The sequence below is a fragment of the Streptomyces sp. TE5632 genome (genome assembly GCF_054061295.1).
Window position 1 is genome coordinate 2902970 of record NZ_JBSSEA010000003.1, and the last position, 19341, is coordinate 2922310.

Below are 19341 nucleotides of genomic sequence, written 5' to 3' on the forward strand. Positions count from 1 at the left end.
GGGCATGACGGGCGTGACGGACCTGACGGGGGCGGCGGGCGTGACGGGCGTGACGGGAACGCCGGGGGCGGTGGGCCCGGCGGGAGGGTTCCCGCCGGGTACGGACGCGGGCAGGTTTCCGCCGGTCATGACACACCCTGTGCGCGGAGTTCCTCGGCCAGTTCGTACAGGCCCGCCAGGTCCATGCCCTCCGCGAGCAGCGGCAGCTCGTGCAGGGGCAGGTCCACCTCGGCCAGCGCGGCGCGCTGTTCGGCCTCCAGTGTGTACCGCTCGGCGTACTCCTCCGCCTGCGCGAGCAACGGGTCCACCAGCCGCTCGGCGTGCCCACCGCGCCGCGCGCCGCCGAGACCGGCGGACGACAAAGCCCGCGCGACAGAGGAACGCTCGACCGTCCCCACGAGTTCCAGGTCGGTCGCCTCCAGCACCTCGGGCCGCACCATGTTCACGATGATCCGCCCCACCGGCAGCCGGGCCCCCCGCAGCTCGGCGATGCCGTCCACGGTCTCCTGGACCGGCATCTCCTCCAGCAGGGTGACCAGGTGCACCGCCGTCTCCGGCGATTTCAGCACCCGCATCACGGCCTGGGCCTGATTGTGTATCGGGCCGATCTTCGCGAGCCCGGCGACCTCGTCGTTGACGTTGAGGAAACGGGTGATGCGCCCGGTCGGCGGGGCGTCCATCACGACGTAGTCGTAGACGAACCGCCCGCTCCTGTCCTTGCGCCGCACCGCCTCGCACGCCTTGCCGGTCAGCAGGACGTCCCGCACGCCGGGCGCGATGGTGGTCGCGAAGTCGATCGCGCCGAGCTTCTTCAACGCCCGCCCGGCGCTGCCCAGCTTGTAGAACATCTGGAGGTAGTCCAGAAGGGCCCGCTCGGCGTCTATGGCGAGGGCGTGCACCTCCCCGCCCCCGGGAGCGACGGCGATCTTCCGCTCCTCGTACGGCAGCGCCTCCGTCTCGAAGACCTGCGCGATGCCCTGGCGGCCCTCGACCTCGACGAGAAGCGTCCGCTTCCCCTCCGTGGCCAGGGCCAGCGCGAGGGCCGCGGCCACCGTGGTCTTGCCGGTTCCGCCCTTGCCACTGACCACCTGAAGCCTGCTCACGCCTTTGAGCCTAATTCCTCCCCGTGCGCCCCGGCGGCTCCGGGGGCGAGTTGCCGGGCTTCCCGCACTCCTGGGCTTCCCGGGCTTCCCGTGCGGGCGACGACAGCGGTTAGAGTCGCCGCATGACGAAATGGGAGTACTCCACGGTTCCGCTGCTGGTCCACGCCACGAAGCAGATTCTGGACACCTGGGGCGAGGACGGCTGGGAGCTCGTGCAGGTCGTGCCGGGCCCGAACAACCCCGAGCAGCTGGTCGCCTACCTGAAGCGGGAGAAGCAGGCGTGAGCGCGGTCGAGGCCAAACTGGCCGAACTCGGACTGAGCCTGCCGGAGGTCGTCCCGCCGCTGGCCGCGTACCGTCCGGCCGTGCTGTCGGGGCGGTACGTCTACACCTCCGGCCAGCTTCCCATGGTGGACGGCGAGCTTCCGCTGACCGGGAAGGTCGGTGCCGAGGTCACGGCCGAGGAGGCGAAGGAGCTGGCGCGCACCTGTGCGCTGAACGCCCTCGCCGCCGTGAAGTCCGTCGCCGGTGATCTGGACCGCGTCGCGCGCGTGGTGAAGGTCGTCGGGTTCGTGGCCTCGGCCACGGACTTCACGGGTCAGCCGGGCGTCCTCAACGGTGCGAGCGAGCTGCTGGTCGAGGTCCTCGGCGACAAGGGCGTCCACGCCCGCAGCGCGGTGGGCGTCGCGGTACTGCCCCTCGACGCACCGGTGGAGGTCGAGATCCTGGTGGAGCTGGCGGACGCCGGCTGACGGACGCGCGCTGACGGAGGCGGGCAGGCAGAGGCGGCCGGCGTCCGACGGAGGTGGAGGCGGGCCGGTGCTCGGCGGAGGGCCGCGTGGCCCGTGCGGGCCGCCGGGTCCGCCACCTCTCCTCGCCGCGTCCCCCTGCCGCCTCCCGGTGCCGCCTCCCGGTGCCGCGCGTCCCCTCATCCCCTTCTTCTCCCGCCGGCCACTCGAACATCCGCCCGTCCCGGGATAGCCTCCGGCCATGGTGAATGCGCAGGCTGGTGGGCAGTGGTACCCACCCGAGTGGCCGGTCCGCATCCGCGCGCTCGCGGAGGGAACCCTCACCCCGGTCCCGGCCAAGCGGGCGGCCACCGTGATGCTCCTGAGGGACGCCGGTGACGGCTGCGCCGTCCACATGCTGCGCCGAAGCGCCTCCATGGCCTTCGCCGGAGGCGCCTACGCCTACCCCGGCGGTGGCGTCGACCCGCGGGACGACGATCACCACGTCCGCTGGGCGGGCCCCACGCGCGCGTGGTGGGCGGACCGGCTCGGCGTCGACGAGACCGCCGCCCAGGCGATCGTCTGCGCCGCCGTACGCGAGACGTACGAGGAAGCCGGTGTGCTGCTCGCCGGTCCGACGCCCGACTCCGTGGTCGGTGACACGACGGGCGCGGACTGGGAGGCGGACCGCGCGGCACTCGTCGCGCGAAAGACGTCCTTCGCGGAGTTCCTCGACCGCCGAGGACTGGTCCTGCGCTCGGACCTGCTCGGCGCGTGGACCCGGTGGATCACCCCGGAGTTCGAGCCCCGCCGCTACGACACCTGGTTCTTCGTCGCCGCGCTCCCCGAGGGACAGCGCACCCGCAACGCCTCCACGGAGGCCGACCGCACGGTGTGGATCGCCCCGCGCGAGGCGGCCGCCGCGTACGACCGGGGTGAGCTGCTGATGATGCCGCCGACGATCGCGACCCTGCGCCAGCTGACGGCGTACCCGGCGGCGGCGCAGGCGCTCGACGCGGCATCCGCGCGGGACCTCACGCCGGTACTGGCCACCGCGCGCCTGGACGACGAGAAGATCGTGCTGTCCTGGCCGGGGTACGAGGAGTTCACCAAGCACATCCCGACCGGTGGAGCACCCGCATGACGGACGGAGCACCCGCATGACGGAAGCGGCAGCCCTTCCCGGCCGACCGCGCGGTGGGGTCCTCTCCGGACCCGCCACCGCGCGTGCGGTCAACGTCCTGGCCCCGAACGCCTCGGCCATGACCCTGGACGGCACCAACACCTGGATCCTCTCGGAACCCGACTCCGCGCGGGCGATCGTGGTCGACCCCGGCCCGCTGGACGAGGGGCATCTGCGGAATGTCGTCGACACGGCCGAGCGGGCCGGCAAGCGCGTCGCCCTCACCCTGCTGACGCACGGTCACCCCGACCACGCCGAGAGCGCCACCCGCTTCGCCGAGCTGACCGGCACGAAGGTACGGGCGCTGGACCCGGAGCTGCGGCTGGGGGACGAGGGCCTGTCCGGCGGGGACGTCATCGAGGTGGACGGTCTGGAACTGCGGGTCGTCCCCACCCCCGGCCACACCGCCGACTCCCTGTCCTTCCACCTGCCGGCCGACGGGGCCGTCCTCACCGGCGACACCGTCCTGGGACGCGGCACGACCGTCGTGTCCCACCCCGACGGCCGCCTCGGCGACTACCTGGACACCCTGCGACGCCTGCGCTCGCTCACGGTCGACGACGGCGTCCACACGGTCCTGCCCGGTCACGGCCCCGTACTGGAGGACGCCCAGGGCGCCGTCGAGTACTACCTGGCGCACCGGGCCCACCGCCTCGCCCAGGTGGAGACGGCCGTCGAGAACGGCCGTCTCACCCCGTCCGAAGTCGTCGCCCACGTCTACGCCGACGTGGACCGCTCCCTGTGGCCGGCCGCGGAACTGTCGGTCCGCGCGCAACTGGAATACCTGCGGGAGCACGGGCTCATCTAGCGGGGGCACGGACTTGGCCCGACAGGGGCACGGCCCCCCAGCGGGGTGCGGCTCCTCCGGCGGGGTGCGGCTCCTCCGGCGGGGGTACGGGATCACCCGAAAGCCCCGGGGCCCGGCAGGCGCTGAGGCCTGCGAGGCACCGGGGCTTTCGGTACGCGTGCCGGGAATCCCGTCAGCGGGAGCGCTTCGCGAGGCGCTCGACGTCCAGGAGGATCACCGCGCGGGCCTCCAGACGGAGCCAGCCGCGCTGCGCGAAGTCCGCCAGGGCCTTGTTGACCGTCTCGCGGGACGCGCCGACCAGCTGGGCCAGCTCTTCCTGCGTGAGGTCGTGGACGACGTGGATGCCCTCCTCGGACTGCACTCCGAAGCGGCGGGAGAGGTCCAGCAGGGCGCGGGCGACCCGGCCCGGGACGTCGGAGAAGACCAGGTCCGACATGGCGTCGTTGGTCTTGCGCAGCCGGCGCGCGACGGCCCGCAGCAGCGCCGTGGCCACCTCGGGGCGGGCGTTCAGCCAGGGCTGGAGGTCGCTGTGGCCCAGGGCGAGCAGCTTGACCTCGGTCAGCGCCGTGGCGGTCGCGGTGCGCGGGCCCGGGTCGAAGAGCGACAGCTCACCGATGAGCTCGCCGGGGCCGACGACGGCCAGCATGTTCTCGCGGCCGTCGGGGGAGGTCCGGTGGAGCTTGACCTTGCCCTCGGTGACCACGTAGAGCCGGTCTCCGGGGTCGCCCTCGTGGAACAGGGAGTCGCCCCGTGCGAGGGTCACCTCGCTCAGCGAGGCGCGAAGCTCCGCGGCCTGCTCGTCATCGAGCGCCGCGAAGAGCGGGTTCCGCCGCAGAACGTCGTCCACGTGTTCTCTCCTTGTCGACCTGCTCAGGGGATCTTGTTCCCCGCGTACCAGGGGACCGAGGTGCCCATTTTGCCGGACAGTCCAAACAGTGTGATCTGTCACAAGGATGCCGCACAGGCGTGCCCGGGTAAGCGGCAGGGGTCCAATTGGGCGCCGATCTTCAGGGGTCGGGGCGGATGTCGGTGCCGAGCCGTAGGCTGGTCGGGTGTCCAAATCGCCGGTGAGAGCACGCGCTCAGGGGGCTGCACGGGTGGCGGTACATCATGATTCCGCTGTGGGCGAACAGGGGTCCGGCGACGGCAGGGAAACGGCGAAACCGACAAAGAAGGCACCGGTGAAGAAGGATTCGACCGCGAGTGCGAGCGAAGCGGCGGCCGAGGTGAGGCCCGCGTCCGCGAAGGGCTCCGCGCCTGCGAAGAAGGCGGCGTCCGCGAAGGGCTCCGCGCCCGGGAAGGAGGCGGCGTCCGCGAAGAAGGCCGCCGCCGGGCAGTCCAAGGCCGAGTCGCGCACCGCGCTGGTCCGCCGGGCCCGGCGGATCAACCGGGAGCTCGCCGAGGTGTACCCGTACGCCCACCCCGAGCTGGACTTCAAGAACCCCTTCCAACTGGTGGTCGCCACGGTCCTGTCCGCCCAGACCACCGACCTGCGCGTCAACCAGACGACCCCCGCTCTCTTCGCGAAGTACCCCACCCCCGAGGACCTGGCCGCCGCCGACCCGGAGGAGGTGGAGGAGATCCTCCGCCCCACCGGGTTCTTCCGGGCCAAGACCAAGTCGGTGACAGGGCTTTCGAAGGTGCTGGCGGAGGAGTTCGGCGGCGAGGTGCCGGGTCGGCTGGAAGATCTCGTCAAGCTGCCCGGCGTGGGCCGCAAGACGGCCTTCGTCGTCCTCGGCAACGCCTTCGGCCGTCCCGGCATCACCGTGGACACGCACTTCCAGCGCCTGGTGCGCCGCTGGAAGTGGACGGAGGAGACCGACCCCGACAAGATCGAGGCGGCCGTCGGCGCGCTCTTCCCGAAGAGCGACTGGACCGACCTCTCGCACCATGTGATCTGGCACGGCCGCCGCATCTGTCACGCCCGCAAGCCCGCCTGCGGAGCCTGCCCCATCGCCCCGCTCTGCCCGGCGTACGGCGAGGGGGAGACGGACCCGGAGAAGGCGCGGAAGCTGCTGAAGTACGAGAAGGGCGGCTTCCCGGGCCAGCGTCTGAACCCCCCGCAGGCCTACCTCGACGCGGGCGGCCGGCCGGCCCCGCCGCTGGGCGCCGGATGACAGGGCATACCCGGCGGCCGCAGGTGGAACGATCTCTGGTGGAACGTTCCAGGAGCCGCCGGGCGTTGGACCTGTCGCCGGGAAGGGACGGGCAGGGGGCAGGACGACGGGGGTGGCGATGATGCGGGCGGGCGATATCCGGGGCGGCCGGGCGACGCTCAGTCAGGAGGGCCTGCCCACCTGGCTGGACCCGGTGGTGCGGGCCGTGGAGACGGTCGCGCCGGGACAGCTGAGCCGCTTCCTGCCGCCGGCGAACGGCTCGGGGCGCCAGTCCGCGGTCCTGATCCTGTTCGGCGAAGGCGCGTACGGCCCGGAACTGCTGCTCATGGAGCGGTCGACGGCGCTGCGCGCGCATGCCGGGCAGCCGGCCTTCCCCGGTGGCGCCCTCGACCCCGAGGACGGCGACCCGCTGGCCGACGGGCCGCTGTGGGCCGCGCTGCGCGAGGCCGAGGAGGAGACCGGGCTCGATCCGGCCGGTGTCCAGCTCTTCGGCGTCCTGCCCAAGCTCTACATCCCCGTCAGCGGCTTCGTCGTCACCCCGGTGCTGGGCTGGTGGCAGGTCCCCAGCCCGGTCGGCGTCGTGGACCCCGACGAGACCGCCCGGGTCTTCACGGTCCCGGTGGCGGATCTCACCGATCCGGACAACCGGGCGACCGCGGTCCATCCCAGCGGCCACCAGGGTCCGGCGTTCCTGGTCGAATCGACTCTTGTCTGGGGTTTCACGGCCGGGATCATCGACCGGCTGCTCCACTACGCGGGGTGGGAGCGCCCCTGGGACCGGGACAAGCGGGTCCCGCTGGACCAGAGGTCATGACAGGGTGGGCGCCGTGCCGTGCGGTACGGGGGGCCGGTGACGACGGTGGTTCGTGCCGTACGCCCCCGGACTCCGGCCGAGTGGGAGCGACCGGAATGACGAGGCGAGGCTGGAAGCAGTGAACGTGCTGGACATCCTGTTGCTGGTCGCCGCCGTCTGGTTCGCGATCGTCGGCTACCGCCAGGGGTTCGTCGTCGGCGTCCTGTCGGTGGTCGGGTTCCTGGGCGGCGGTCTCGTCGCCGTCTACGCGCTCCCCGTCATCTGGGACGTCCTGACGGACAACGCCGAGGTCGGCACGGGCGCGGCCGTCGTCGCGGTCGTCGTCGTCATAGTCTGCGCCTCCGTCGGCCAGGCGCTGACCACCCACCTCGGCAACAAGCTGCGCCGCTACATCACCTGGTCCCCGGCCCGAGCGCTCGACGCGACCGGCGGTGTCCTGGTCAACGTCGTCGCCATGCTCCTGGTCGCCTGGCTGATCGGCTCCGCCCTCGCCGGTACGACGCTGCCGACGCTCGGCAAGGAGGTCCGCGGTTCCAAGGTCCTGCTCGGTGTCTCCCGCGCGCTGCCCGACCAGGCCGACACCTGGTTCGCCGACTTCTCCTCCGTCCTCGCGCAGAACGGCTTCCCACAGGTCTTCAGCCCGTTCGCGAACGAGCCGATCACCGATGTCCAGCCCCCCGACCCCGCCCTGGTCGGCAGCCCCGTGGCCGCCCGGGCCCAGCGGTCCATCGTCAAGGTCATGGGCACCGCACCGCAGTGCGGCAAGGTTCTGGAGGGCACCGGCTTCGTGTTCTCCGAACGCCGCGTCATGACCAACGCGCATGTCGTGGGCGGCGTCGACGAACCGACCGTGCAGATAGGCGGCGAGGGCAGGAAGTACGACGCGACGGTCGTCCTCTACGACTGGAAGCGCGACATCGCGGTCCTCGACGTCCCGGACCTGAAGGCGCCGGCGCTGCGGTTCACGACCGAGGACGCGGGCAGCGGCGACAGCGCGATCGTCGCCGGCTTCCCGGAGAACGGCGCGTACGACGTCAGGTCCGCGCGGGTCCGCGGGCGGATCACGGCCAACGGCCCGGACATCTATCACCGGGGCACGGTCCGCCGTGACGTCTACTCCCTGTACGCGACGGTCCGTCAGGGCAATTCCGGCGGCCCGCTGCTCACACCCGAGGGCCTGGTCTACGGCGTGGTGTTCGCCAAGTCCCTCGACGACGCCGAGACGGGGTACGCGCTCACCGTGGACGAGATCCAGGACGACATCACCAAGGGCCGTGCCGCGAACCAGCAGGTGGACAGCGACAGCTGCGCGCTCTGAGCGGCGCTGGGTCCACGGTGGCGGCGAGAGCCGCCTACGACGTGACGCGCGGCGCGTGAACTCGGCGTGGGGAAGCGGCGCGCGGGGTGTGGCCGGCGCGCCGCTGTCCGGTCACCCGCGTGGGTGAAGCAGCCGTACCGAGACCCAGCGGGCCCGGCGGCGGAGGATGTGTGGAATCCCCATCCTGAGGTCCGTACCCGCCATGTGCGGTGCACCGCCTCGCTGGTGGGGTCCCCTGCCGCCCGCCGAGTGGCGGTCGCGGCCTGCGTCACTGTAGTCGTGCGTCCAGCCCATATCCCGACCGTGCCCCCACCCCATGGTCGATAATCGCCTCAGGCGCAGCCAATTGGCCTATGCGCGAGGCAAATGGCCGTTCTTGGAACAGGTGTTCACTTCCGCTGTGCGGGCGTCTCCGCTCAGCGGTCGGGCTCCGGGTCCTTCAGCCAGTTGATCAGCTCGGTGGAGAACGTGACCGGGTCCTCCTCGTGCGGGAAGTGCCCTAGCCCGTCGAACAGTCGCCAGCGGTACGGCGCTTCGACGTACTGTCCGGACCCGGCGGCGCTCCGGGTGCGCACCACGGGGTCCAGCGATCCGTGCAGATGCAGCGTCGGTACCCGCACCGGCCGCTTCATCCGGCGGTTGAACTGGATGCCGTCGGGCCGGGCCATGGAGCGCACCATCCAGCGGTACGGCTCGATCGAGCAGTGCGCCGTGGACGGGATGCACATGGCGCGCCGGTAGTTCTCCAGCGCCTTCTCCTCGGGCGGGCGCGGCCCGGACCAGGCCTGGATGAGTTCGGCCACCAGCGCCCCGTCGTCGGCGGTGAGCTGCCGCTCCGGGACCCAGGGCCGCTGGAACCCCCAGATGTGGGACATGGCGGACGACTGCCTGACGTCCGCGAGCATGGCCGACCGCCAGCGTCGCGGATGCGGCATGGATGCGACCGCGAGCCGTCGTACGAGCTTGGGACGCATCGCCGCCGCCGTCCAGGCCAGGTAGCCGCCCAGGTCGTGCCCCACCAGCGCGGCGTCCGGCTCGCCGAGGGAACGGATCACTCCGGTGATGTCCAGCGCGAGGTTGGCCGGGTCGTAACCGCGCGGTGTGCGGTCGCTGCCCCCGACACCCCGCAGGTCCATGGCGACGGCGCGGAACCCGGCGTCGGCGAGTGCCGTCAGCTGGTGCCGCCAGGTCCACCAGAACTGCGGAAAGCCGTGCAGCAGCAGCACCAGCGGTCCGTCGCCGAGCTCCGCGATGTGGAAGCGCGCGCCGTTGGCGGCCACGTCCCGGTGGGTCACCTCGGCGCCGCCCGGGATGTCGAGGCGTACGGCCGAGAGGGGGTGCGCCGAGGGAGGTTGTCCCGAGGGGATGGAGGAGCCCGTCATGAGGACGAGCGTCCCACAGCTTCGATCGCCGCGGGGGCCCGGTCCCTGGGCAGGTCGAGTTCGGGACGCGGGTGCGGCTTGGCCCTCTGCAGCACGCCCGCGGTCTCCTTCATGGAGGCGGCGACCTTCTGCGGGCCCCGGCTCTTCTTCGCCTTCTTCGCGAAGACGACGCCGATCAGCAGGAGGACGAGCGCGATCAGCACGTTCGCCGCGAAGGACAGCAGGAAGCAGAGGGCGAGGTTCCAGTCGCTCCAGGTGTGGATGCCGTAGGCCAGGGCGAAGTTCAGCATCGGCAGGGAGAACAGGAGCAGCACACCGGCCGCGGTGAACGCCCCGCCGCTCGTCGCGCCCCGCTTCACGTCCTGCTTGAGCTGCGCCTTCGCCAGCGCGATCTCGTCGTGCACCAGCGCCGACATGTTCTCCGTCGCCGAGGCGAACAGCTCGCCGATGCTGCGTTCGGCGCCGACCGGGCTGCCGTCGGGTGCGCTCATCGCGGTCTCCCTCTTCTGCGTACGTATCGCGTGCCGCTGTGTGCCGCTGCGTACGGTTCAGTCTGCCGTCTGACGGTCCCTGCCCGGTCGGCCGCCACGTCCGGCCGCGTGTGTCCGACCACGTGGGTCGGGTGTGGCGCGGCCGGACGTGTGTGTCCGCGGGCCTCCGTGTGTGTCCGCGTGCGTCCGACTGTCCTGACTTTTGTACCGTCTCGTCAGATCATGCCGGACCGTCGTGGTCCTCGCCTGCCCCGCCCGGTACTTCGGCAAGCCCGCGCCGCTGCTCGGCCTTCTCCCGGGCGAGCCGTCGGTGCTCGGCGGCCTTGCGGTCGTGGATCTCCGCCATGCGCAGGTGGTGGGCCGGGTCGTCCTCCTCGTACACGTCGGGGATGCCGCTGAGGTCGTCGTCGCGCTCCTCCTCCTGGGTCAGCCTGCGGTACTTGGCGTTCCGTATCTTCAGCAGCACGGCCGCCGCGACGGTCGCGATCAGCGAACCGGTCAGCACGGCGGCCTTGACGCTGTCCGTCATCGCCGCGTCGCCCTCGAAGGCGAGTTCACCGATGAGCAGGGAGACGGTGAACCCGATCCCGGCCAGCGTCGACACCGCGAACACGTCCGCCCAGGCGAGGTCCTCGCTGAGCGAGGCCCTGGTGAAGCGTGTGGTCAGCCACGTACCGCCGAAGATGCCGACCGTCTTGCCGACGACGAGGCCGAGGACGACGCCGAGCGTCTCGGGCGTGGTGAACACGTCCGCGAGCGCGCCGCCGGAGATTGCCACACCCGCGCTGAACAGGGCGAACAGCGGGACGGCGAGGCCCGAGGAGAGAGGCCGGACGAGATGCTCGACGCGCTCACCGGGGGACTGCTCCTCACCCTCGTGGCGGTGGCAGCGCACCATCAGGCCCATGGCGACACCGGCGATGGTGGCGTGGATGCCGCTGTTGTACATCAGGCCCCAGACGACGAGGGCGAGCGGCACATACACGTACCAGCCGCGCACGCCCTTGCGGAGCAGCAGCCAGAAGACGGCCAGGCCCACCACGGCACCGCCGAGCGCGACGAAGTTCAGGTCGGCGGTGAAGAAGACCGCGATGATCAGAATCGCGAAGAGGTCGTCGACGACGGCGAGGGTGAGCAGGAAGGCGCGCAGCGCGCTCGGCAGGGAGGTGCCGATGACGGCGAGCACGGCGAGCGCGAAGGCGATGTCGGTGGCGGTCGGCACGGCCCAGCCGGCCAGTGAGCCGCCGCCGATGCCGCTGGTGAGCGTGTAGACGAGCGCCGGTACGGCCATGCCGCACAGGGCGGCGGCGACGGGGAGCGCGGCGGCCCGGGGGTCGCGCAGATCACCGGCGACGAGTTCGCGCTTGAGTTCCGTTCCGGCGACGAAGAAGAAGACCGCGAGCAGTCCGTCGGCGGCCCAGTGCGCGACGGACAGGTTCAGGCCGAGCGACTCGGGGCCGAAGCGGAAGTGGCTGACGCTCTCGTAGCTGTCGTGCAGGGCGGGCACGTTCGCCCAGATCAGCGCGGTGATCGCGGCGACGAGCAGCAGCATGCCGCCGACGGTCTCGGTGCGCAGCGCGTCCGCGACGAAGTTCCGCTCGGGCAGGGAGAGGCGGCCGAGGGCCTTGCGGGGGCTGGGGGTGCGGGGCGCGGTCACGGGGTGGTCCTCTGGTCGTCGGGCAGCACGAATCGTGTGCCGACCAGACTTCCCGGCGCTCCATGAGACAGCTTGTGTGCGGGTGGCCTGCTGCGGCCACCTTCATGCCACTCTAACCAACGTGCTTCCGGGCCGCATCGAGGGCTTTCGGTGACGGATGTCACGGGGCGCCCGGCGCGTGTGCGGCGCCGGGCGCCCCCGTGTTCCCGCGGCCGGCCGTCCCCCCGTGTTCCAGTGGCCGGCCGTCCCGTGCTCAGCCCTCGCCGGGCGCCTGGGGCAGCTTCGCCTGGATCAGGTCCATCACGGTGGAGTCGGTCAGCGTGGTCACGTCACCGAGCTGGCGGTTCTCCGCGACGTCCCGCAGCAGCCGGCGCATGATCTTGCCGGAGCGGGTCTTCGGCAGCTCGTTGACCGGCAGGATCCGCTTGGGCTTGGCGATCGGGCCGAGTGTGGCGCCCACGTGGTCGCGCAGCTCGGCGACCAGCTGCTCGGTCTCCGCCGCCGTACCGCGCAAAATCACGAAGGCGACGATGGCCTGCCCGGTCGTCTCGTCCGCCGCGCCGACCACGGCCGCCTCGGCGACCGACGGGTGGGAGACGAGCGCCGACTCCACCTCGGTGGTGGAGATGTTGTGCCCGGAGACCAGCATCACGTCGTCGACCCGGCCGAGCAGCCAGATGTCGCCGTCATCGTCCTTCTTGGCGCCGTCGCCGGCGAAGTACTTGCCCTCGAACCGTGACCAGTAGGTGTCGATGTACCGCTGGTCGTCGCCCCAGATGGTGCGCAGCATCGACGGCCACGGCTCGGTGAGGACCAGGTAGCCACCACCGCCGTTGGGCACCTCGCGCGCCTCGTCGTCGACGACGGTCGCGGCGATGCCGGGCAGCGGGGTCTGGGCGGAGCCCGGCTTGGCGCCGGTCACGCCGGGCAGCGGCGAGACCATGATGCCGCCGGTCTCGGTCTGCCACCAGGTGTCCACCACGGGGGTGCGGTCCGCGCCGATGTTCTTGCGGTACCAGATCCACGCCTCGGGGTTGATCGGCTCCCCGACGGAGCCGAGGACCCGCAGCGAGGACAGGTCGAACTTCGCGGGGATGTCGTCGCCCCACTTCATGAACGTCCGGATCGCGGTGGGCGCCGTGTAGAGGATCGTCACGCCGTACTTCTGCACGATCTCCCAGAAGCGGCCCTGGTGCGGGGTGTCGGGCGTGCCCTCGTACATGACCTGGGTCGCGCCGTTGGCGAGCGGCCCGTAGACGATGTACGAGTGTCCGGTGACCCAGCCGACGTCGGCCGTGCACCAGAACACGTCCGTCTCCGGCTTGAGGTCGAAGACCGCCCAGTGCGTGTAGGCGGTCTGGGTGAGGAAGCCACCGGAGGTGTGCAGGATGCCCTTCGGCTTACCCGTGGTGCCGGAGGTGTAGAGGATGAACAGCGGCTGCTCGGCCTCGAACGCCTCCGGCGTGTGCTCGGTGCTCTGGCGTCCCACCACCTCGTGCCACCACAGGTCGCGGCCCTCGGCCCAGGCGACGTCCTGGCCGGTGCGGCGGACGACGAGGACGTGCCGCACATTGTCGACGCGGTCGACCGCCTCGTCCACGGCGGGCTTGAGCGCGGACGGCTTGCCGCGCCGGTAGCCGCCGTCGGCGGTGATGACGACCTTGGCGTCGGCATCCTGGATACGGGTCGCGAGCGCGTCCGCCGAGAAACCGCCGAAGACGACGGAGTGCGCGGCGCCGATACGGGCGCAGGCCAGCATGGCGACCGCCGTCTCGGGGATCATCGGCATGTAGATCGCCACCCGGTCGCCCTTTCGGACGCCCAGTTCGAGCAGGGCGTTGGCGGCCTGGGAGACCTCGTCCTTGAGCTGGGCGTAGGTGATCGTGCGGCTGTCGCCGGGCTCGCCCTCGAAGTGGATGGCGACCCGGTCGCCGTGCCCGGCCTCCACATGCCGGTCCACGCAGTTGTAGGCGACGTTGAGCTCGCCGTCCTTGAACCACTTGGCGAACGGCGGGTTCGACCAGTCGAGCGTTTCGGTGGGCTCCTTGGCCCAGGTCAGTCGGCGGGCCTGCTCGGCCCAGAAGCCGAGCCTGTCAGCCTTGGCCTGTTCGTACGCCTCCGCGGTGACGTTGGCGTTGGCGGCCAGGTCGGCGGGGGGTGCGAACCTGCGTTCTTCCTTGAGCAGGTTGGCCAGGCTTTCGTTGCTCACGGCATCTGCCTTTCCCGGAGTGTCCGTTGTGTCCCGGGCCACAGCTCATCAGACCCGGGGGCGGGCTGACAAGGGCCGACGGCAAAGTGGTTTAGACCTTTTGGGGTCAACTCTCTGAGGTCAACCGATCGCTTCCGTGGCCCGGGGTCACCCGTACCCACGGACGCCGAGGGCACGCGGTTCAGCCCTTGTCACACCACTCATACCCGCGACGGTCCCTCACCGCGCCAGGTCCGCCGCCCTCACCCGGTCGAACCTGCCCTCTCCCGCGGTCTCGGTGAGGAGATACGCCTGCGCCTCACCCACATGGAAGTACATGCCGTGGAGCGTCAGGTTCCCGTCCTTCAGAGCACGGGCCACCGACTCGTGGGCGCGCAGATGGTCGAGCTGCTGGACGACGTTGGCCAGGCAGAGCCGCTCGGCCGGGTCGGCCGACGCCCGTCCGCCGAGGCGTGCCCGGGGCCCGTGCCCGTCGCGGAACCGCTCCAGGCTCGGCAGCCCGTGCCGCAGCCACCGTCTCAGCGGAGTGCCGGCACCGTCCGGCTTCGGGTCGAGCAGGGCCTGCACGGCACCGCATCCCGAGTGCCCGCAGACCGTGATGGACCGCACCGCGAGCACCTCCACGGCGTACTCGAGGGCGGCCGCCACCGAGTCGTCACCGCTTTCCTCGCCGGGCGGCGGCACGAGGTTGCCGACATTGCGGACCACGAGGAGGTCTCCCGGACCGCTGGAGGTGATCATCGATGTGACCAGCCGTGAGTCGGCACAGGTGAGGAACAGCTGGGTCGGCCGCTGCCCCTCGGGCGCCGGCCGCGTCGGCTCACCGTGCACCAGGGGAGCGGCGCTCCGCTGGAACGTGCTGAGACCACGTACCGGTTCCTGGCCGACCCCGGCGCGGGACGACTCCGGCCCGCCCGCACCGGACGCGCCGGCCGCACGGGACGCGTCGCCCTCACCGGGCGGGCCTCCTGTGCCGGAGCGGATCGCCCGTCCGTCCAGGCCGCTGTGGATCCCCGGGCTGCCGGGAGCCCCGGGAGCCCCGGGAACCTCAGAGACGTCGTGGACGCTGCGGTCGTCGTTCGGTACGGAGTCGCCTGCGGGTACGGATCGTGGGGGCTCGCACTGGTGGTTGCGCCAGGCGGTCCAGGGCCGGCAACGACACCCGGCACCGGTGGCCGGGTCCGCCGCGCCGGTGCCGTTCGAAGCGGGTGCGGCGGCGAGGACCTGGGGCTCGGCGGTCCGGACTCCGGCTCCGGGCCGGCGGCCGGTGATCTCGACCGCACCGCCCCGGGCGGTGTGCGTGTTCTGCCAGTCCTGCAAGGCCTCGTACGCCGCGTGGTCCATGAACGACCCGTCCAGCGCCACGACGGTGGTGGCCCCCTGGGGCACGAGATGCAGGGACCGGCTGAGCCGGGGTACGGCGAGGAACGTCAACTGCCCTCGGACATGTACGTGATGGACTCCTTTCTTCTCCTCATGCGTGATCCGGGTGCGGGTGAGGCGGTGCAGGGCCACGCCGACGGCCGCGGCGATGCCGAGGGCGACGCCCTCCAGGACGCCCACGGACACCACGCCGAGGGTGGTCACGGCGTAGACGAGGACTTCACGGTGTCGGGTCACCGTGCGGATGTGGTGCAGGGACACCATCTGGATGCCGACGGCCATCACCAGGGCGGCGAGTGAGGCGAGCGGGATGAACTCCAGGATCGGGACCAGCAGCAACGCGGCGACCACCACGAGAGCGCCGTGCAGCATCGTGGAGTTCCGGCTCACGGCACCCGCGTTCACATTCGCGGAACTGCGCACCGCCACCCCGGCCACGGGCAGTCCGCCGAGGCAGCCGGAGGCGATGTTCGCGGTGCCCTGACCGAGCAGTTCGCGGTCCAGGTCGGAGCGTGGGCCGTGGCCCGGACCGGGGCGGCGGGAGGCCAGTTTGTCCACGGCGACCGCGCCCAGCAGCGACTGCACGCTGCACACCAGCGTGGTGGTGAGCACAGCGGCGACGAGACCGAGTACGGGCCCCTCGGGCAGTCCGGCCAGCGCGTGGCTGCGCCAGGACGGCAGGTCGACCTCGGCCAGGACGAGACCGGCCGCGGCCGCGACCGCGGTGGCCCCGGTGACGGCGACGAGCGCGGCCGGGACCCTGCGCAGAAGGCGCCCCGCTCCACCGGGGATCCGGGGCCACAGCAGGAGCAGGGTCAGGGTGAGCACGCTCACCGCGACGGCGGCGGGGTCCAGGTTCGCCAACTGGGCGGGAAGCGCCCGGAGGTTGTCGGGAACGGAGCTCTGCGGGGTGCCGCCGAGGACGATGTGCACCTGGGCGACGGCGATGGTGACGCCGATACCGGCGAGCATCCCGTGCACGATGGCGGGGCTGACGGCGAGTGCGCCGCGCGCCACCCGCAGGCAGCCCAGGCCGAGTTGGGAGAGTCCGGCGAGAACGGTGATGGCGCAGGTCGTCCGCCAGCCGTACTGCTGGATGATGTCGGCGGTGACGACGGTGAGTCCGGCGGCCGGACCGCTGACCTGGAGCGGGGAGCCGCCGACCCGGCCGGCGACGAGGCCGCCCACGGCGGCGGCGACCAGGCCGGCCTGAAGCGGCGCGCCGGTGGCGAGAGCGATGCCGAGGGACAGGGGCAGAGCGATCAGGAAGACCGCGACGGCGGCCGACAGATCGGCGCCCGCGATGCGGAGCCGGCGGGGCCCGGCCGACGGCGGGCTGTGGGGTGGGTGGGCACGCCCGGTCCGGTTCGGGTCGCTGGCGTGGGTGGTGGGAACACAGGTTGGCATGCTTCCCGTCTCCTCCGGGGCTGCGCGGTCGCGGAAGTGGGGGGCGACTCGCTCGACGGCGGGGCGGTCGCGGCCGTGGGTCACGGCGTCAGAACGGCGGGATCGGCCAACGGCGGCGAGGAGCCTCGGCGGCAAGAACCTCAACCATCAGTAAACGAATCGTAATTCAGAGTAAAGGGCGAGTCTTTACTTTTCGGGCAAACGGTCTAATCAATACTTCTCGCGAGTGAAGTAAGCGTTTTATCGGCTTGTCGTATTAATTCCTTCTCAGTCCCATGCGACTTTGGCGGCGCTGTCGGCGCGGACCGGCAGGCACCCGACATCGCCGCCCACAGGGCCGGCCCGAGAGAAGGAAGAAGGTGGGCGGGCATGGCCGCCACCCGAAGGATCGCCGTGGGCACCGTGATCGCCGCGGTCTGTGTCCTCCCGCTCGCCGGCTGCGGGGCCGGCACCGACGGTTTCGGCAAGGGATCTCAGGATCCGAAGAAGGCGGCGCCGGCACCGAAGAACGTGGTCCGGCTGATCGGCGACGGCTCCACCGCGTACACCGGGGCCCAGCCGTACCTGCCCGAGCCCGAGCGGCTGGAGCCGGGCGAGAAGCCCCCGCAGTTCGTCGTCTTCTCGTGGGACGGCGCGGGTGAGGACAGCCAGAAGCTCTTCTCCCACTTCCGCAAGGTCGCCAAGGAGAACGACGCGACCATGACGTACTTCCTGAGCGGCGTGTACATGCTCCCGGAGGAGAAGCGTGACCTGTACCGTCCGCCGCAGCACTCGCCGGGCCGGTCCGACATCGGCTTCAACGACGCCGAGGGCATCGCCGCCACCGTGAGGCAGCTGCGCCTGGCGTGGCTCGAGGGCAACGAGATCGGCACCCACTTCAACGGTCACTTCTGCGGCCCCGACGGCGGGGTCGGCGAATGGTCGGTGGCGGAGTGGAAGGACGAGATCGCCCAGGCCAAATCGTTCGTGAAGGCATGGAAGACCCACACCGGGATGAGGAACGAGGCCCCCCTCCCCTTCGACTACGACAAGGAGCTCATCGGTGCCCGCACCCCCTGTCTGGAGGGTCGGGAGAACTTCACGAAGGCGGCGAGAGAGCTGGGCTTCCGCTACGACACCAGTGGTGTCAACAACCAGGTGTGGCCGGAGAGGAAGCAGGGGCTGTGGGACCTGTCGCTGCAGCTCGTCCCGTTCCCCGGGCACTCCTTCGAGCAGCTCGCCATGGACTACAACTTCATGGTCAACCAGTCCGGCACCGAAACCCAGGGCGACCCCGCCAAGCACGAACAGTGGGGTGACGAGATGCGGGACGGCCTGCTCGCGGGCTTCGAGCGGGCCTATGACGGCAACCGGGCACCTCTGATCATCGGCAACCACTTCGAGTCCTGGAACGGAGGCACCTACATGCGGGCCGTCGAGGAGGTCGTCAAGGAGGTGTGCACCAAGTCCGACGTGCGCTGTGTCTCCTTCCGGCAGCTCGTGGACTGGCTGGACGTCCAGGATTCGAAGACCTTGGCGAAACTGCGCACCCTGACCGTGGGCGAGGCCCCGAGGCAGGGCTGGAAGTCCTTCCTGTCCGGCACCCCCGCCCCGGCTCCCAAGGGTGTGCCCGGGGCGCCCGCGGCGAAGGGGTGAGCGGCGGCCTTCGCCGCGGCTCCGGCGGGCGGTCCGGCGTGAGGAAGGCCACTCCTGCACAGGGCGGGCGCCCAGGGTGCGTAATGTCGTACTCATGAGTACGACAGGCGCGACTGCCGATCCTCCCCCGGGCTCTCGGAAGAGTTCGAGCAGCGGGGACCCCCTCGCGGCCCTGGGCTCGCTGCCCGGTGTGTCCGAGTCCGTGGAATCCGTCCGCAAGGCCGTGGACCGGGTCTACAAGCACCGGGTCATGCGGCGGCGCAGCAACGAGATCACCTCTGAGGCGGCCCTGCGCGGCGCCCGTGGCTCGGCGGCGCTGTCCGGGGCGGACTGGGCCCTGGAGGAGGTGCGCCGGCGCAGCGACTTCGGCAGCGGCGACGAGGCGCGCACGATGGGTGCGGCCCTGCGGCTGTCCGCCGAGGCGGGGCAACTGCTGTCCATCTGGCGCCAGTCGCCGCTGAGGGTGCTCGCCCGGCTGCATCTGGTCGCGGCGGCCGACCAGGCCGACCAGGTCGACCAGGTCGGGCGGCCGCGGAAGGAGGGCGAGCCGGTCGACGAGCCCTTGATCGGGCTTCCGCTGCCCGCCGCGGCGGAGGCACACGGCCGGCTGGAGGGCCTGGCGGAACTGATCATCGCGGGCAGTTCCGCCCCGGCGCTGGTGACGGCCGCCGTCGTGCACGGTGAACTGCTCGCACTGCGCCCCTTCACCTCCCACAACGGCCTTCTCGCGCGTACGGCCGAACGCATCGTGCTGGTCGGCAGCGGGCTGGACCCGAAGTCGGTCTGCCCGGCCGAGGTCGGCCATGCCGAACTGGGTCAGGAGGCCTATCTGGCCGCTCTGGAGGGCTATGTATCGGGCACCCCCGAGGGCGTGGCCTCCTGGATCGCCCACTGCGGACGCGCGGTCGAACTGGGGGCGCGTGAGTCCACGGCGGTGTGCGAGGCGCTGCAGCGCGGGGCGGCGTAGCCGCGGTCGCGCAGATATGCGGCGGTACGAGAACTCGTACCGCCGCTGGCATGCCCACCTGGTTACCAAGCGTCCTCGATATATGCCCATCAGGTCGGGAACATTTGCCCGTCCCTGGTGCAGCTGGCCCGTAATCGACG

The 19341-nt window shown here is 71.4% G+C and carries 17 protein-coding genes; 9 read left to right on the plus strand and 8 right to left on the minus strand.

Annotation, left to right across the window (positions count from 1 at the left end; all coding sequences use genetic code 11):
* Positions 1-125: 125 nt before the first annotated feature.
* The gene (locus ACVW19_RS18495) at positions 126-1103 is read right to left on the minus strand and encodes an ArsA family ATPase (RefSeq protein WP_457460455.1); all 978 of its coding nucleotides are present in this window, start codon (positions 1101-1103) and stop codon (positions 126-128) included.
* Between the two features lie 122 nt (positions 1104-1225).
* Here ACVW19_RS18495 and ACVW19_RS18500 point away from each other — a divergent pair, with 122 nt between their 5' ends.
* The 4 genes from ACVW19_RS18500 to ACVW19_RS18515 all read left to right on the plus strand — a co-directional run bounded on the left by ACVW19_RS18500 (position 1226) and on the right by ACVW19_RS18515 (position 3821).
* Positions 1226-1387, plus strand: coding sequence for a DUF4177 domain-containing protein (locus tag ACVW19_RS18500; RefSeq protein ID WP_019355547.1), 162 nt, complete (start codon positions 1226-1228; stop codon positions 1385-1387).
* Complete coding sequence (locus ACVW19_RS18505; protein WP_457460456.1) at positions 1384-1854, plus strand: RidA family protein; 471 nt, start codon at positions 1384-1386, stop codon at positions 1852-1854. The genes ACVW19_RS18500 and ACVW19_RS18505 overlap by 4 nt, the downstream gene beginning before the upstream one ends.
* A gap of 238 nt (positions 1855-2092) precedes the next feature.
* Positions 2093-2974 (plus strand): NUDIX hydrolase, encoded by an 882-nt coding sequence (locus tag ACVW19_RS18510; protein WP_457460457.1) that lies wholly within the window; start codon positions 2093-2095, stop codon positions 2972-2974.
* A gap of 16 nt (positions 2975-2990) precedes the next feature.
* A complete protein-coding gene (locus ACVW19_RS18515) occupies positions 2991-3821 on the plus strand; it encodes an MBL fold metallo-hydrolase (RefSeq protein ID WP_457460458.1) in 831 nt (276 codons plus the stop codon).
* Positions 3822-3993: 172 nt separating this feature from the next.
* On the opposite strand, the gene ACVW19_RS18520 is transcribed toward ACVW19_RS18515, so the two are convergent.
* Complete coding sequence (locus tag ACVW19_RS18520) at positions 3994-4668, minus strand: Crp/Fnr family transcriptional regulator (RefSeq protein WP_109377225.1); 675 nt, start codon at positions 4666-4668, stop codon at positions 3994-3996.
* Between the two features lie 334 nt (positions 4669-5002).
* On the opposite strand from ACVW19_RS18520, the gene nth reads away from it, so the two are divergent.
* The 3 genes from nth to ACVW19_RS18535 all read left to right on the plus strand — a co-directional run bounded on the left by nth (position 5003) and on the right by ACVW19_RS18535 (position 8070).
* Entirely contained in the window at positions 5003-5938 is a 936-nt protein-coding gene (gene nth, locus ACVW19_RS18525; RefSeq protein WP_457460459.1) for an endonuclease III, read from the plus strand.
* A gap of 118 nt (positions 5939-6056) precedes the next feature.
* A complete protein-coding gene (locus tag ACVW19_RS18530) occupies positions 6057-6752 on the plus strand; it encodes an NUDIX hydrolase (RefSeq protein WP_457464667.1) in 696 nt (231 codons plus the stop codon).
* 118 nt (positions 6753-6870) lie between these two features.
* Positions 6871-8070 (plus strand): MarP family serine protease, encoded by a 1200-nt coding sequence (locus ACVW19_RS18535; protein WP_457460460.1) that lies wholly within the window; start codon positions 6871-6873, stop codon positions 8068-8070.
* Positions 8071-8181: 111 nt separating this feature from the next.
* Here the strand turns inward: ACVW19_RS18535 and ACVW19_RS18540 are convergent, their stop codons facing one another.
* The 6 genes from ACVW19_RS18540 to ACVW19_RS18565 all read right to left on the minus strand — a co-directional run bounded on the left by ACVW19_RS18540 (position 8182) and on the right by ACVW19_RS18565 (position 16599).
* Positions 8182-8364, minus strand: a complete 183-nt coding sequence (locus ACVW19_RS18540; RefSeq protein ID WP_457460461.1) for a hypothetical protein — start codon at positions 8362-8364, stop codon at positions 8182-8184.
* A 122-nt stretch (positions 8365-8486) separates the two neighbouring features.
* Positions 8487-9452: an alpha/beta fold hydrolase gene (locus ACVW19_RS18545; RefSeq protein WP_457460462.1), complete on the minus strand. Its 966-nt coding sequence runs from the start codon at positions 9450-9452 to the stop codon at positions 8487-8489.
* Positions 9449-9943 carry a phage holin family protein gene (locus ACVW19_RS18550; RefSeq protein ID WP_457460463.1) on the minus strand — a complete coding sequence of 165 codons (495 nt, stop codon included), beginning with the start codon at positions 9941-9943 and terminating at the stop codon, positions 9449-9451. Before ACVW19_RS18550 ends, ACVW19_RS18545 begins: the two co-directional genes overlap by 4 nt.
* A 220-nt stretch (positions 9944-10163) precedes the next feature.
* On the minus strand, positions 10164-11600 hold the full coding sequence (gene nhaA, locus ACVW19_RS18555; protein WP_457460464.1) for a Na+/H+ antiporter NhaA: 1437 nt from the start codon (positions 11598-11600) through the stop codon (positions 10164-10166).
* A gap of 253 nt (positions 11601-11853) precedes the next feature.
* Positions 11854-13809 (minus strand): acetate--CoA ligase, encoded by a 1956-nt coding sequence (acs, locus tag ACVW19_RS18560; RefSeq protein WP_457460465.1) that lies wholly within the window; start codon positions 13807-13809, stop codon positions 11854-11856.
* A 219-nt stretch (positions 13810-14028) separates the two neighbouring features.
* A complete protein-coding gene (locus tag ACVW19_RS18565) occupies positions 14029-16599 on the minus strand; it encodes a SulP family inorganic anion transporter (RefSeq protein WP_457460466.1) in 2571 nt (856 codons plus the stop codon).
* Positions 16600-16968: 369 nt separating this feature from the next.
* Between ACVW19_RS18565 and ACVW19_RS18570 the strand changes: the two genes are divergently transcribed.
* Together ACVW19_RS18570 and ACVW19_RS18575 are read left to right on the plus strand one after the other, a co-directional pair.
* On the plus strand, positions 16969-18234 hold the full coding sequence (locus tag ACVW19_RS18570) for a hypothetical protein (protein WP_457460467.1): 1266 nt from the start codon (positions 16969-16971) through the stop codon (positions 18232-18234).
* 94 nt (positions 18235-18328) lie between these two features.
* Entirely contained in the window at positions 18329-19201 is an 873-nt protein-coding gene (locus ACVW19_RS18575; protein WP_457460468.1) for an oxidoreductase, read from the plus strand.
* Positions 19202-19341: the final 140 nt, after the last annotated feature.